The organism is Streptomyces sp. 15-116A (genome assembly GCF_025290915.1).
Taxonomy (GTDB): Bacteria; Actinomycetota; Actinomycetes; order Streptomycetales; family Streptomycetaceae; genus Streptomyces.
On sequence record NZ_JAOCQE010000162.1, the window covers coordinates 1 to 14,545 of the forward strand.

Genomic DNA, 14,545 nt, shown 5'->3' on the forward strand with positions numbered 1-14,545 from the left:
CCCGCCCCCTCCGCCTCCACCTCCACCTCCGCTTCCCCGGCTCGCCCCGCCGCCGCGCCGACGCAGGCCGATCTGCTCGACTTCGCTCGCCGAGCCGCTGCCGACGCCGACCTCATCGCCTCGCTTCCACTCGACCCCGAGGGCCGCACCTGGGTGCGGCTCGACGGGCCCGGTGGCAGTGAGGCGTGGCTGATCGGCTGGCCGCCCGGCAGCGGGACCGGCTGGCACGATCACGCCGAGTCCGTCGGCGCCTTCGTGACGGCCTCGGGCGAGCTCAAGGAGAACTCGCTCGCCGCGCGTCTGCCCACCGACGGCTGGAAGACCCTGGAGCTCACGGACGGCGTGGACCGTGCACGCCGGCTTCCGGCCGGTCAGGGCCGTGCCTTCGGCCGGCATCACGTGCACGAGGTGCTCAACGAGTCCCCGGACCGGCACGCGATCTCCGTGCACGCCTACTATCCGCCCCTGCCGCAGATCCGCCGCTACAGCCGCAGCGGCCCTGTTCTCCGCCTGGAGCAGGTCGAGCGCCCGGAGGACTGGCAGTGAGCGGGACCGACGAACCGACCGGGAGCGCCCTCGGTATCGACGCGCTGCTGGAACGGGTGCGGTCGGGATACGAGCGCATCGAACCCCGGGACGCCTACGCCGCCGCCCACGCCGGCGAGGCCCTGCTGGTCGACATCCGCTACGCCGCTCTGCGCGAGCGGGACGGGCTCATCCCCGGCGCCCTGATCGTCGAGCGCAACGAGCTGGAGTGGCGTCTCGACCCGCACGGCAGCCACCGTCTTCCCGAGGCCACGAGCCATGACCTGCGGGTCGTCGTGATCTGTAACGAGGGATACGCCTCCAGTCTGGCGGCGGAGTCCCTGCACCGGCTGGGGCTGCACCGGGCCACGGACCTGATCGGCGGCTTCCAGGCCTGGCGTGCGGCTGGGCTGCCGGTGACACCGTAGCGGAACCGTGCCGGTCTCCCCCGGATCGGCGAACCGACCGGCACCTGATGCGTCGGCGTGGTGGTCTCAGACCCCGTCGTCCCCGAGGAACTCCGTGTCCTCGCCCTCCTCCTCCAGGGCCTGGCGGACCACGCGCAGGGCGAGGCCTTCGGGGTAGCCCTTGCGGGCGAGCATGCCGGCGAGGCGGCGTATGCGCTTGTCGCGGTCGAGGCCGCGCGTGGCTCTCAGTTTGCGGGCGACGAGTTCACGCGCGGTCGTCTCCTCCTGCTCGGAGTCGAGCTGGGAGACGGCCGCGTCGATCAGCGAGGCGTCCACGCCCTTGGTGCGCAGTTCCTGGGCGAGTGCGCGCCGGGCCAGTCCGCGGCCGTGGTGCCGGGACTCCACCCAGGCGTCTGCGAAGGCACTGTCGTTGATCAGGCCGACCTCTTCGAATCGGGACAGCACCTCCTCGGCCGCCTCGTCCGGGATCTCCCGCTTGCGCAGCGCGTCGGCGAGCTGTTTCCGCGTGCGCGGGGTCCCGGTGAGCAGGCGCAGGCAGATCGCCCGCGCCCGCTCGACCGGGTCCCCCGGGGGCTCCTCCCGCTCGGCCCTCGACGAGGTCGAGGCGCCCCCGTCCGCCGCGGTCGCGTCGCCGAAGGTGCGGCGTCTGCGTCCGCGTCCACCGCGCGGCCCGCCGTCACGCGAGCCGCCGTCCCTTGTGCCGCCGGAGCGGCGCGTCCTTCTGGTGTTCCCGGGCGGGACGCCGTCCGGCTCCTCGTCCGAGAAGCCGTCCACTCCTGCGGCGGCCTCGCCGATGTCCCCGTACGTCTCGTCCGTGCCCAGGGCTGAGCCCTCGCCGGTGCCCCTCCCCCGTGGGGCACCGGCGAACTCGTACTCGGCCCAGTCGGTTCGTCGGGTCACGGGTCAGCTCTTGGCCGCCGCGGCCTTCGACTTGGCGGCCTTGGCCGCCGGGGCCGGCACCGCGGGCGTCTCGGCCGGGGCGGCGGCCGCGGCGGCCGTGCCCGGCTCGGTGGCGGGCTCCTCGGGACGCACGCCGACGCCCAGCTTCTCCTTGATCTTCTTCTCGATCTCGTTGGCGAGGTCGGGGTTGTCCTTGAGGAAGTTGCGGGCGTTCTCCTTGCCCTGGCCGAGTTGGTCGCCCTCGTACGTGTACCAGGCGCCGGCCTTGCGGACGAAGCCGTGCTCCACGCCCATGTCGATCAGGCCACCCTCGCGGCTGATGCCCTGGCCGTAGAGGATGTCGAACTCGGCCTGCTTGAAGGGCGGCGCGACCTTGTTCTTGACGACCTTGCAGCGGGTGCGGTTGCCGACCGCCTCCGTGCCGTCCTTCAGGGTCTCGATGCGGCGGATGTCGATGCGCACCGAGGCGTAGAACTTCAGCGCCCGGCCACCGGTCGTGGTCTCGGGGGAGCCGAACATGACGCCGATCTTCTCGCGGAGCTGGTTGATGAAGATGGCGGTGGTCTTGGACTGGTTGAGCGCGCTGGTGATCTTCCGCAGCGCCTGGCTCATCAGGCGGGCCTGCAGACCGACGTGGCTGTCGCCCATCTCGCCCTCGATCTCCGCGCGGGGGACGAGCGCGGCGACGGAGTCGATGACGATGAGGTCGAGGGCGCCGGAGCGGACCAGCATGTCCACGATCTCCAGGGCCTGCTCGCCGTTGTCCGGCTGGGACAGGATCAGGTTGTCGATGTCGACGCCGAGCTTCTTGGCGTACTCGGGGTCGAGGGCGTGCTCCGCGTCCACGAAGGCGACCTGGCCGCCGGCCTTCTGGGCGTTCGCCACCGCGTGCAGGGTCAGGGTCGTCTTACCGGAGGACTCCGGTCCGTAGATCTCCACCACGCGGCCACGCGGCAGGCCCCCGACGCCGAGGGCGACGTCGAGCGCGGTCGACCCGGTCGGGATGACCTCGATGGGCTCCTTCGACCGCTCGCCCATGCGCATGACCGCGCCCTTGCCGAATTGCCGTTCAATCTGTGCGAGCGCGGCGTCGAGCGCCTTCTCGCGGTCGGTTCCTGCCATGGGTTCCACCCGGTTTGCTTGAGTCGATCGCTTCACGTCAAAGACGCTAACGCCTGCCACTGACAATGCGCCCCGACGCCCGTCCGGCCTGTGGATAACTCGGGGGCTTCCTTACCCAAACCGGGTCAGAACACCCGCCGTTGAGTCGCGCCGGCGCCTCCATAAGAATGGATGTTCGATTTTCGTGTCAAGCGCACCACGCGGCACACGCGAGGCAGGTGAGGCCGGCGCGAGACTGAGCCCATGCTTGTGTCGCGGCGGGCCTGCTCGTTCTTGGGCGCGCTCCCCGTGGTGGGCCTGCCGCCGTCCTGGCGGCATCCGCCACGGCCTATACGGTCGTCAAGCTCGCCGGTGCCGTCCATCTCGCCGTCCTGGGCGTCCAGGCGCTCGTGCAGAGCCGGCGCCGTGAGTCCGCGACCCCGGCGGCCGGCGCGCCGGCCCCGGCCGGCAACCCGTGGCGCACCGGGCTGCTCAGCAACGTCTTCCACCCGAAGATCGCCGTCTTCTACACGGGCCTGCTGCCGACGCTCGCACCGTCCGGTCTGTCACCGCACCTGGGGATGACGCTGCTGGTCCTCGCCCACGCGGCCCTCACCCCGGTCTGGCTCGACAGCTACGTCCTGGTCCTCGCCACGGCCCGCGCCTTCTTCGAGAAGCCTGCCGTGCGACGTGCCATGGACCGCGTCACGGGCGTGGTCCTGATCGGTTTCGGGATCAAGGTCGCCGCCTCTCAGCCCCTGCGGTCGTCAGGAGGTCCCGGCGTCCCCGTCCCGGGGGTGCGCCGGGCCCGGTCTGCGGCTCCACAGGCGTCGGCCGCGTGCGAGGAGGCGCGGTCCGTTGCCGCGGTGGCCGTGGACGCGGGGGTCGTCGGTGACGTCGTAGCGCTTCACATAGGCACCCAGGAACGCCTGGAGCGTGGCGACGGCCGGGATGGCGATCAGCGCGCCGACCGCGCCGAGCAGTGCGGTGCCCGCGACGACCGAGCCGAAGGCGACCGCCGGGTGGATGTCGACGGTCTTGGAGGTCAGCTTGGGCTGCAGCACGTAGTTCTCGAACTGCTGGTAGATCACCACGAAGATCAGCACCCACAGGGCGTACCAGGGGTTGACCGTGAAGGCGATCAGCATCGGCAGGGCGCCCGCCAGGTACGTGCCGATGGTGGGGATGAACTGCGACACCAGGCCCACCCAGACGGCGAGCACGGGCGCGTAGGGCACGTCGAGGAACTCCAGCAGCACGTAATGCGACAGGCCGGAGATCAGCGCCATCAGTCCGCGCGAGTACAGGTAGCCGCCGGTCTTGTTCACGGCGATCTCCCACGCGCGCAGCACCTCGGCCTGGCGGGCGGGCGGCAGGACGGAGCAGATGGTGCGCCGCAGCCGGGGGCCGTCGGCGGCGAAGTAGAACGAGAACAGGGCGACGGTCAGCAGCTGGAACAGCCCGCCGAGGACCTGCGCGGAGACGTCCAGCACGCCGGTGGCGCTGTTCTGGACGTAGTTGCGCAGCCAGTCGGAGCGCAGCAGGCCCTCCTGGATGTCCACGCGGCGCAGTTCGGTGTCGAAGTGGGTGTTGATCCAGTTGATGACCGAGTCGAGATAGTTCGGGAAATCCTCGACGATCTTGATGATCTGGCCCGCCAGCATGGAGCCGAGCAGCGTGACGAAACCCGCCGCCACGATCAGCACGCCCAGGAAGACCACGAAGGTGCCGAGCCCTCTGCGCACACCCCGCGCGGCCATCCAGCTCACCGCGGGCTCCACGGCGAGCGCCAGGAAGAACGCGATGACGATGTTGATCAGTAGGCCGGTGAGCTGGTGGAAGGCCCAGCTGCCCAGCTGGAACAGGCCGTACAGGGTGAGCGCGAGCACCAGGGCGCGCGGCAGCCAGCGCGGCATGCGGGATCCCTGACCGGCCCCGGGGCCCACCGGAGGCCCGGCGGGCGGGGGCGTGCCGGGGGCGGAGGGGGTCTGGGCCGTCTGCCCTGTCTCGTCAGTGGCTGCCACGGAGCCAAGTCTCGCCCACGCCTGTGACAGTCGTCTGCCCGCGGGCGATCTTTGTGACGATCAGCGCTTCTCGCGGGGGACGTCCATCACCGTGCAGACCACCTGCCAGACGTCCTTGGCGTCCCAACCGGCCGCCAGCGCCTGGTGGACGGTGCGCCCGCCCAGCTCCGACATGACATGGTCACGTGCGAAGGTGTCGGCGTAGCCAGGACCGAAGTGCTCCGCCATCCGCTGCCAGAAGACCGTCAACCGCATGCCTCCAGTATCCCGCCTGCGGGGGTGGGCCCCGCCGGGACCGCCTGCCGAGACCGCTTTCCGCCCTACGGTCTGCCCCATGGCCGAAACCGGAGCTTCCCCCCTCGACCCGACCTCCCAGGCGTCCACCCCGCTCGCGCGGGCGGAGCGGTTCGTCTGGCTCACCGCGCGGGTGCTCGAGCAGCGCCTGTTCGCCCATCACTTCCGGGGCGGTGGAGCGGAGCCGGTGGAGACGGCTCTGGATGCCTACCGCAACGAGGACGGCGGCTACGGTCACGGGCTGGAACCCGATCTGCGGGGCCCGGTCAGCCAGCCTCTGCACACCGCCCACGCACTGCGCGTGCTGGATTCCGTGGGCCGCTGCACCGTTCGGCGGGCGGAGCAGGTGTGCCGCTATCTGACGTCGGTCTCCACCGCGGAGGGTGCGCTGCCGGCCATCCACCCCAGCCAGCGCGGTTACCCGGCGGCACCCTTCGTGCCGGTCGTCGACGACCCACCGAGCGAGCTGCTGGCCACCGGCCCCGTCGTGGGCCTGCTGCACCGCAACGAGGTGTGGCACGCCTGGCTGTTCCGGGCCACGGACTTCTGCTGGCAGGCCGTGGAGTCGCTGGAGAAGTCCCATCCTTACGAGATCCAGGCCGCCCTCGCCTTCCTGGACTCAGCCCCTGACCGTCCGCGCGCACAGGCCGCCGCGGACCGGCTGGGGCGCCTGGTGCGCGAGCAGCGCCTCGCGGTGCTCGACCCCGGCGACCTCGAGTCCTACCCGGTCGCGCCCGGCTACGCCCCGGGTGAGCACCACTTCCCGCACGACTACGCGAGGACCCCGTGCTCCCTTGCGCGCGCGTGGTTCACGGACGAGGAGATGGCACGCTCCCTGGATCACCTCGCCGCCGAGCAGCGTAAGGACGGCGGCTGGCCCATCCGCTGGCGCCGGTGGGCTCCCGCCCCCGCACTGGAGGCCCGCTCCATGGTGACGATCACGGCCCTGCGCACGCTTCAGGCATACGCCCGCCCCATCAGCTGACCGAGCCCCCGCACACTGGCGTCGGCAGGCACCGGTCCGTGCGCCCCCGGCACGCACGCGCGTGGCGGCTGTCAGCGCCCGGCGGGCGCAGTCCGGGTCCAGCGGTCCGGCGCGCACTGCCCGTCCGCGCAGTCATGCGGCGCTCACCCGCCCAGTGCCCGCACCCCCGCCGTCACCACCACGGCCGCTCCCACGACGACCAGGAACGGGGCCCGCAGGACGAGAGCCACGGCGGCGGCTCCGAGACCCGCCGCACGCGCGTCCAGCAGCAGGGACTGGCCGTCGGCGAAGGTCTGCTGGGCGGTGAGGGCGGCGAGCAGGGCGACGGGTAGCAGCGCGGCGAGGCGCCTGACGACGGGCCGCTCGAGGACACCGGCGGGCACCAGGAGGCCGACGAGCTTGACGGCGTAGCAGCCGACGGCGGTCACACCGATGGCGATCCAGATGTTCAACGGTCCTCCTCGGCTGCCTTGGAATCGTCGGATGCGTGGGATGAGGTGGATGAGGTGGATGCGTCTCCGCGCGGGACGCTGCTTCGGCGGCCCCGCGCCCACAGCACCACCGGCGCCGCGAGGGCGGCCACCAGAACGGGCACGCCCGCGGGTAGCACCGGCAGCAGGCCGAGACCGAGCAGTACGGCGAGCCCGGCGACGGCCCGCTCGGTGGTGGTGCTCAGCATCGGCGCGAGCAGTGCCAGGAAGACCGCCGGACCGGCCGCGTCCAGCCCCCACGCGTCGGTGTCCCCGATGGCTTCGGCGCCGAGTGCGCCGAGCAGCGTGGTGAGGTTCCACAGCAGGTACAGGCTGAGCCCGGTCACCACGAAGCCGATGCGCGCGCTGCGCCGGGTGGGCTGGGCGAGCGAGACGGCGGCCGTCTCGTCGATGACCCACTGGGCGGCGAACGGCCGCACCGCGCGCGGGAGGGCCAGCAACTGCGACAGGCGGAGCCCGTAGAACGCGTTGCGCACGCCGAGGAAGAACGCCCCCGCGGCCGCCGTGAACGGACTGCCGCCCGCCGCCAGTGCCCCCACCAGCGCGAACTGGGACGCGCCGGTGAACACCAGCAGGCTCAGCGCACAGGTCTGCAGCAGCGTGAGCCCGCTGCCGGCCGATGTCACGCCGAAGGCGAATCCGGAGAGTCCGACGGCGATCCCGACCCCGAGGGCGTCCCGTACCACGGCACGGTCGGGTTTTTCTCCTGCGCTGCCTGATATGTCTGCGAGTGTCGCTGTGCGTTCTGCTGCCACGCACCGGACGGTACGGTCAGCGCGCGCCGCGCGTCTTGTACGTTCTTGCGCTCGCGCTGGTAGGCGCCCGGAGGCACACCGACGATGCGGCTGAAGTGCCTGTTCAGATGCGGCTGGTCGCTGAAGCCGACGGCGACCGCGGCCTCGGACGGCGTCGTCCCGGCGTCCAGGAGCTTCCGGGCCCGCCGTACGCGCGCGTCGGTGAGCCAGGTGTGCGGCGGCATCCCATAGGCGTCACGGAACGCGCGCAGCAGGGCGAACGGGCTGGTGCCCAGCTCCGCGGCCAGTTGCTCGAGCGTCGGCGGTCCGGCCATCCGCTCCTCGAGTGCGGCACGCGCGCGTGCGGCGATCCGCGTCCCCGCCGTCCTGACCTCCCGCCGTGGCAGTGTCCCGCCGTTGAGCCGCAGCAGCCGGGTCACGGCGACCCGCAGCAGGGTGTCGGCGGCGAGCGCGTTGCCCTCGTCGGTGGCCCGCAGCACCTGGTGCACCAGGCGGACGGTGTAGGGGTCGTCGAGCACCGGTGACACGAACCCGGGTGTGCCGCGCAGGGTGGTGGTCTCGGCGGCGATGGCGGCCACCACCTCGGGCGACGGGTACACAGCGCCGTACCGCCAGCCCTCGGGCACGCCGGCCCGCCCGGTGTGCGGGGTGTCCGGATTCACCAGCGCCAGGGCACCCGCTCCCGCGTACTGGTCGCCTCCGCCGTGGTGGAAGACCTCGACGCCGTCGGCGATGGCCGCGATCACGAAGTGCTCGTGGGTGTGCCGGACGAACTCCTTGCGGATGTACCGGGCGCGCAGCAGGTCGACGCCGGGCAGCTCGGCGTACTGCCAGTGCCGCGCCCGTTCCCTGCCCGACCCCGCCCCACGGCCCGTTCCCGCCATACGCCCATTGTCCGCGACCTCGGCCGCCGAGCGGCCCCACCCCTCATGCCCCCGGTTCCGGCCCTCGCCATCCGCCCAGCTCAGGCCCATTGTCAGTGGCCGGGTGCAGGATGGACGCATGGTCAGCAATCCGCGCCGAGCCCTTGACGGCTTCTCCCCCGCGACCCGCGGCTGGTTCACGGGGGCGTTCTCCGCGCCCACCGCCGCCCAGGCCGGGGCGTGGCAGGCCATCGGCGAGGGGTCGGACGTGCTGGTGGTCGCGCCCACCGGCTCCGGCAAGACGCTGGCCGCGTTCCTCGCGGCGCTGGACCAGCTGGCCTCCACGCCCCCGCCCGCCGATCCGAGGAAGCGCTGCCGTGTCCTGTACGTTTCCCCGCTCAAGGCGCTCGCCGTCGACGTCGAGCGCAATCTCCGCAGCCCTCTGACGGGCATCCGCCAGGAGTCCGTGCGGCTCGGCCTGCCCGAGCCCGAGGTCAAGGTCGGGATCCGCTCCGGGGACACCCCGGCGGCCGAGCGCCGCGCCCTGTCCACGCGTCCGCCGGACATCCTGATCACCACCCCGGAGTCCCTGTTCCTGATGCTGACGTCGGCCACGCGCGACGCGCTGACCGGCGTGGAGACGGTGATTCTGGACGAGGTGCACGCGGTCGCGGGCACCAAGCGCGGCGCCCATCTCGCGCTGTCCCTGGAGCGGCTGGACGAGCTGCTGCCGAAGCCCGCCCGCCGCATCGGCCTGTCGGCGACGGTCCGCCCGGTCGACGAGGTCGCGCGCTTCCTGTCCCCGCGCCGCAAGGTGGAGATCGTCCAGCCGGAGTCGGGCAAGGAGTTCGACCTGTCCGTCGTGGTCCCGGTGGAGGATCTGGGCGAGCTGGGCGGCTCCCCGGTCGCCGAGGGCTCGGAGGGGGGCGAGCGCCCGTCGATCTGGCCGCATGTCGAGGAGCGGATCGCTGATCTCGTCCAGTCCCATCGCTCGACGATCGTGTTCGCCAACTCCCGCCGCCTCGCCGAGCGCCTGTGCAACCGGCTCAACGAGATCGCCTACGAGCGGGCCACCGGCGAGTCCCTGGACGAGCACCACTCCCCCGCGGAGCTGATGGGCGGCTCCGGAGCGGCCCATGGCGCCCCGGCCGTCATCGCCCGCGCGCATCACGGCTCGGTGTCCAAGGAGCAGCGCGCGCTGGTCGAGGAGGACCTGAAGGCGGGCCGGCTGCCCGCGGTGGTGGCCACCTCCAGCCTGGAGCTGGGCATCGACATGGGTGCCGTCGATCTGGTGGTCCAGGTGGAGTCGCCGCCGTCCGTCGCCTCCGGGCTCCAGCGCGTCGGCCGCGCGGGGCACCAGGTGGGCGCGGTGTCCACGGGCGTGGTGTTCCCCAAGTACCGCGGCGACCTGGTGCAGGCGGCGGTCGTCACCGAGCGGATGCGCACGGGCGCCATCGAGTCCCTGAGGGTCCCCGCCAACCCCCTGGACGTGCTGGCCCAGCAGCTCGTCGCCATGACGGCCATGGACACCTGGCAGTACGACGACCTGCTCGCCTTGGTGCGCCGGGCCGCGCCCTTCGCCTCGCTCCCCGAGTCCGCCTTCACCGGTGTCCTCGACATGCTGGCCGGCCGCTACCCGTCCGACGCCTTCGCGGAGCTGCGCCCGCGCGTGGTGTGGGACCGGATCACGGGCGAGATCACCGGCCGCCCGGGAGCACAGCGCCTGGCCGTCACCTCCGGCGGCACGATCCCCGACCGGGGCCTGTTCGGGGTGTTCCTCGCGGGCGCCGACCCCAAGAAGGGCGGCGGACGAGTCGGCGAGCTCGACGAGGAGATGGTCTACGAGTCACGCGTGGGCGATGTGTTCACGCTGGGCACCAGCTCGTGGCGCATCGAGGACATCACCCGCGACCGGGTGCTGGTCTCCCCGGCACCGGGCGTGCCCGGCCGGCTGCCCTTCTGGAAGGGCGACCAGTTGGGCCGCCCGCTGGAACTGGGCCGTGCGGTGGGCGCGTTCCTGCGCGAGGTCGGCTCGCTGTCCGAGGAGGACGCCCGGCTGCGGCTGCTGGCGGCCGGGCTGGACGCCTGGGCCGCGGACAACGTGCTCTCGTACCTCACCGAACAGCGCGAGGCCTGCGGCCACGTCCCGGACGACCGCACGATCGTCGTGGAGCGCTTCCGCGACGAGCTCGGCGACTGGCGGGTCGTCGTGCACTCCCCGTTCGGCGCCCAGGTGCACGCGCCGTGGGCGCTGGCGCTCGGCGCCCGCCTCTCCGAGCGGTACGGCATGGACGCCCAGGTGATGCACGCCGACGACGGCATCGTGCTGCGCCTGCCCGACGCCGACCTGATGGGCCTGGACCTGCTCGACCAGGAACCGGCCCGGGCCGGCACGGAGTACGACGCCGATCAGGCGCCGGTGGGCGCGGCGGACGTCGTCTTCGACAAGGGCGAGGTCGACCAGGTCGTCACCGACCAGGTGGGCGGCTCGGCCCTGTTCGCCTCCCGGTTCCGCGAGTGCGCCGCCCGCGCGCTGCTGCTGCCGCGCCGCAATCCCGGCAAGCGCACCCCGCTGTGGCAGCAGCGTCAGCGCGCCTCCCAGCTGCTCCAGGTCGCGGGCGAGTTCGGCTCCTTCCCGATCGTCCTGGAGGCGGTCCGCGAATGTCTCCAGGACGTGTTCGACGTCCCCGGCCTGGTCGAGCTGATGGGCGACCTGGAGTCCCGCAAGGTGCGGCTGGTCGAGGTCACCACGCCGGAGCCGTCCCCCTTCGCCCGCTCCCTCCTCTTCGGCTACGTCGCCCAGTTCCTGTACGAGGGCGACTCCCCGCTCGCCGAGCGCCGGGCGGCCGCGCTGTCGCTGGACTCGCGGCTGCTCGCCGAGCTGCTCGGCCAGGCCGAACTGCGCGAGCTGCTCGACGCGGACGTGCTGACCGAGCTGGAGCGCGAGCTGCAGTGGCTGACCGAGGACCGGCGTGTGAAGGACACGGAGGGTGTCGCCGACCTGCTGCGGATGCTCGGCCCGCTCACCGAGGCCGAGCTGACCGAGCGGGGCGCAGAGCCGCAGTGGGCCGGGGAGCTGGCCTCCGCGCGGCGCGCCATCCGGGTCCGCATCGCCGGCGCCGACCACTGGGCGGCCATCGAGGACGCGGGACGACTGCGTGACGCGCTGGGCACGGCACTGCCGGTCGGAGTGCCGGAGGCGTTCACCGAGCCGGTGAAGGACCCCCTCGGCGACCTCCTCGCCCGGTACGCGCGCACCCACGGCCCGTTCACATCGGCCACCGCGGCCGCCCGCTTCGGCCTGGGCGTGGCCGTCACCGAAGGCGCCCTCCAGCGGCTCTCGGCGGCGGGCAGGATCGTCCAGGGCGAGTTCCACCCGGCCGGGATCGGCCAGGAGTGGTGCGACGCCGCCGTACTGCGCCGCCTGCGCCGCCGCTCCCTGGCCGCCCTGCGGCACGAACTGGAACCGGTGCCACCGCCCGCCCTCGCGCAGTTCCTGCCCCAGTGGCAGCACATCGGCAAGGGCCACGCCCTGCGCGGCACCGACGGACTGGTGCGCGCCATCGAACAGTTGCAGGGCGCGTCCGTGCCCGCCTCCGCCCTGGAGAAACTGGTCCTGCCGTCCCGCGTGGTGAACTACACGCCCGCGATGCTGGACGAGCTCACCGCGTCCGGCGAGGTGGTGTGGGCGGGCGCGGGTTCCCTGCCCGGGAAGGACGGCTGGGTCTCGCTCTACCTGGCGGACGCGGCCCCGCTGCTCCTGCCCCCGCCCCACCCCCTGGAACTGACCGCCCTCCACCAATCGGTCCTCGACGCCCTGTCCGGCGGCTACGGACTGTTCTTCCGTCAGATCGCCGACCGCGTCCGCGCCACCACCCACCCGGAAACCACCGATCCGCAACTGGCCGACGCCCTGTGGGACCTGGCCTGGTCGGGCCGGCTGACCAACGACACGCTCAGTCCCATGCGCTCGCTGCTCGGCTCCGGCCGCACCGCGGGCTCGACGGCCCACCGCGCGAAGCGCACGGTCCCGCGCGGACGCTACGGCTCACTCACCGCGGCCGCCCGCAGCGCCTCCCGTACCGGCCCGCCGACCGTCGCAGGCCGCTGGTCGCTGCTCCCGGAGCGGGAGCCCGACACCACGGTCCGCGCCCACGCGCTGGCACGCACCCTCCTCGACCGGCACGGCGTCGTGACCCGGGGCGCAGTCTCGGCGGAGGGCGTCGAAGGCGGCTTCTCGGCGACGTACCGCGTGCTGTCCGCCTTCGAGGAGACGGGGCAGGCCCGCCGCGGCTATGTCGTGGAGGGGCTGGGCGCCGCCCAGTTCGCGATGGACGGCGCGGTCGACCGGCTCCGTGCGGTGGCCAACGCCCGCGAGCGCGGCGACAGCCTGCCGGGCCCAGGCCCCGCCGCCGCCCCGGGCGCCGCCGGAAATCCCTACGCGGACTCCGACCCCTTCGCCATGCACGGCTTCGCCGCACCGGCCGACGGTGCCTCCGGGCCCGCCCCCGGCCACGACGGCTTTCCGGGCGATCCCGGATTCGCGGAGCCTGGCTTCTCCGGTCCTGCTTTCCCCGACCTGGGCGACGCACCCACCGACGCCTCGGATCCCCGCCTGACACCGAGCGAATGGGTCTCGCCCCGTGACCTCGCGCACGAGGGCCCATCGCCCTGGCAGAACGGCGGGCGGGCGTCGTACGACCCGTTCGCGGGCCGTCGCACGGGGCCGGACCGGTCCTCCCGGGCCGTCGTCCTCGCCGCGGCCGACCCGGCGAACGCGTACGGCGCCGCTCTCGGCTGGCCGGAGCCGCCGACCGGTGCGGGGCACAAGCCGGGGCGCAAGGCGGGCTCCCTGGTGGTGCTCGTCGACGGCGAGCTGACGCTCTACATGGAGCGCGGCGGCAAGACCCTGCTGGCCTGGCCCGCCGACCCGGACGCCGAGCCCGCCGACGACAACCGTCTCCCGGTCGCCGCGGAAGCCCTCGCCGCGGCTGCCAGCGCGGGCTCCCTCGGCACGGTCACGGTGGAGCGGATCAACGGCACCTCCGCCCTGACCTCCCCGCTCGGTGCGCTCCTGGAGACCGCGGGCTTCATCGCCACACCCCGGGGTCTGCGCCTGCGTGCCTGACCGACCGCACCCGGCCCTCGGCCCCGACACCTGCACCTGCACCTGCACCTGCACCGGACCCAGCTCGTCCCAGCGCCCGCCCCGGACGCACCGGCCGCCGACGTGCCACCCTTGACCCATGCCCGAAGGAGACACCGTCTGGCAGGCCGCGCGACGGCTGCACAGTGCCCTCGCGGGCAAGGTGCTGATCCGCAGCGACCTCCGGGTGCCCAGGCTCGCCACGGCCGACCTCACCGGCCGCACCGTCCTGGACGTCACCCCGCGCGGGAAGCACCTCCTCACGCGGATCGAGGGCAATCTGACCCTGCACTCGCATCTGAGGATGGACGGGTCCTGGAAGGTGTTCGCGCACGGTCAGCGCTGGGCCGGCGGACCCGCCCACCAGATCCGGGCGATCCTCGGCAACGCCGCGCACACGGCCGTCGGCTACCGCCTGCCCGTGCTGGAACTCCTGCGCACCTCCGACGAGGACCGCGCGGTCGGCCACCTGGGCCCCGATCTGCTGGGCCCCGACTGGGATCCCGGCGTGGCGCTGGCCAATCTCCTCAAGGACCCGGAGCGCCCGCTCGGTGAGGCCCTGCTGGACCAGCGCAACCTCGCCGGCATCGGCAACGTGTTCAAGAGCGAGCTCTGCTTCCTGCTCGGCGTCACCCCCTGGCTCCCGGTGGGCCACCTGCCCGCCGACCGTGCCGCACACCTGCCCGAACTCGCCAAGAGGCTCCTCGAAGACAACCGCGACCGGCCGATCCGCAGAACGACGGTCACCCATGCAGACACCACGCGCGCCACGGCCAGCGCCGGCCGCCGCGCCCCCGACCTCTTCGTCTATGGCCGCGCACCCCGCCCCTGCCTGCGCTGCGGCACCCGTATCCGCGTCGCCGACCAGGGCGACGGCTCCCGGGAACGCCCCACCTACTGGTGCCCCACCTGCCAGCGCGGCCCGTCCCCCGCGCCCACCCGAGAACGCCGCAACCGCCCCCACACAGCCGGCTGACAGCTCAGCACCGACAAAGCTCACCCTGCAAGGAAGGCATCAGCCCACCCGGAGCCT

The 14,545-nt window shown here is 73.1% G+C and carries 12 protein-coding genes and 1 pseudogene; 6 read left to right on the forward strand and 7 right to left on the reverse strand.

Features of this window, described 5'->3' with window-relative positions; translation table 11 throughout:
* Both N4P33_RS23035 and N4P33_RS23040 read left to right on the forward strand, forming a co-directional pair.
* The coding region (locus tag N4P33_RS23035; protein ID WP_260828578.1) for a cysteine dioxygenase at positions 1–546 on the forward strand (546 nt) is incomplete at its 5' end.
* Complete coding sequence (locus N4P33_RS23040; RefSeq protein WP_260828579.1) at positions 543–953, forward strand: rhodanese-like domain-containing protein; 411 nt, start codon at positions 543–545, stop codon at positions 951–953. The genes N4P33_RS23035 and N4P33_RS23040, both read left to right, overlap by 4 nt.
* A gap of 66 nt (positions 954–1,019) precedes the next feature.
* On the opposite strand, the gene recX is transcribed toward N4P33_RS23040, so the two are convergent.
* Both recX and recA read right to left on the reverse strand, forming a co-directional pair.
* Complete coding sequence (gene recX / locus N4P33_RS23045; RefSeq protein WP_260828580.1) at positions 1,020–1,853, reverse strand: recombination regulator RecX; 834 nt, start codon at positions 1,851–1,853, stop codon at positions 1,020–1,022.
* A 3-nt stretch (positions 1,854–1,856) separates the two neighbouring features.
* Positions 1,857–2,975, reverse strand: a complete 1,119-nt coding sequence (gene recA, locus N4P33_RS23050) for a recombinase RecA (RefSeq protein ID WP_260828581.1) — start codon at positions 2,973–2,975, stop codon at positions 1,857–1,859.
* A gap of 263 nt (positions 2,976–3,238) precedes the next feature.
* Between recA and N4P33_RS23055 the strand changes: the two are divergent.
* A pseudogene (locus N4P33_RS23055) lies at positions 3,239–3,691 on the forward strand (LysE family translocator); the annotation flags it as partial.
* A 30-nt stretch (positions 3,692–3,721) separates the two neighbouring features.
* Here N4P33_RS23055 and N4P33_RS23060 read toward each other — a convergent pair.
* Both N4P33_RS23060 and N4P33_RS23065 read right to left on the reverse strand, forming a co-directional pair.
* Positions 3,722–4,978, reverse strand: coding sequence for an AI-2E family transporter (locus tag N4P33_RS23060; protein ID WP_260828582.1), 1,257 nt, complete (start codon positions 4,976–4,978; stop codon positions 3,722–3,724).
* 60 nt (positions 4,979–5,038) lie between these two features.
* The gene (locus N4P33_RS23065) at positions 5,039–5,233 is read right to left on the reverse strand and encodes a DUF3046 domain-containing protein (protein WP_260828583.1); all 195 of its coding nucleotides are present in this window, start codon (positions 5,231–5,233) and stop codon (positions 5,039–5,041) included.
* Between the two features lie 79 nt (positions 5,234–5,312).
* Here N4P33_RS23065 and N4P33_RS23070 point away from each other — a divergent pair, with 79 nt between their 5' ends.
* Entirely contained in the window at positions 5,313–6,257 is a 945-nt protein-coding gene (locus tag N4P33_RS23070) for a hypothetical protein (protein WP_260828584.1), read from the forward strand.
* A 143-nt stretch (positions 6,258–6,400) separates the two neighbouring features.
* Here N4P33_RS23070 and N4P33_RS23075 read toward each other — a convergent pair whose 3' ends face one another.
* Genes N4P33_RS23075 through N4P33_RS23085 form a run of 3 tightly spaced genes read right to left on the reverse strand, consistent with a single transcriptional unit; the run spans position 6,401 to position 8,387 of the window.
* Entirely contained in the window at positions 6,401–6,709 is a 309-nt protein-coding gene (locus tag N4P33_RS23075; protein ID WP_260828585.1) for an AzlD domain-containing protein, read from the reverse strand.
* Positions 6,706–7,470, reverse strand: coding sequence for an AzlC family ABC transporter permease (locus N4P33_RS23080; protein ID WP_260828589.1), 765 nt, complete (start codon positions 7,468–7,470; stop codon positions 6,706–6,708). Before N4P33_RS23080 ends, N4P33_RS23075 begins: the two co-directional genes overlap by 4 nt.
* A complete protein-coding gene (locus N4P33_RS23085) occupies positions 7,371–8,387 on the reverse strand; it encodes an AraC family transcriptional regulator (RefSeq protein ID WP_260828586.1) in 1,017 nt (338 codons plus the stop codon). The genes N4P33_RS23080 and N4P33_RS23085 overlap by 100 nt, the downstream gene beginning before the upstream one ends.
* Positions 8,388–8,505: 118 nt before the next feature.
* Here N4P33_RS23085 and N4P33_RS23090 point away from each other — a divergent pair, with 118 nt between their 5' ends.
* Positions 8,506–13,494, forward strand: a complete 4,989-nt coding sequence (locus N4P33_RS23090) for an ATP-dependent helicase (protein ID WP_260828587.1) — start codon at positions 8,506–8,508, stop codon at positions 13,492–13,494.
* Between the two features lie 118 nt (positions 13,495–13,612).
* Positions 13,613–14,488, forward strand: a complete 876-nt coding sequence (locus N4P33_RS23095) for a DNA-formamidopyrimidine glycosylase family protein (protein WP_260828588.1) — start codon at positions 13,613–13,615, stop codon at positions 14,486–14,488.
* The last annotated feature ends 57 nt before the right edge of the window (positions 14,489–14,545 follow it).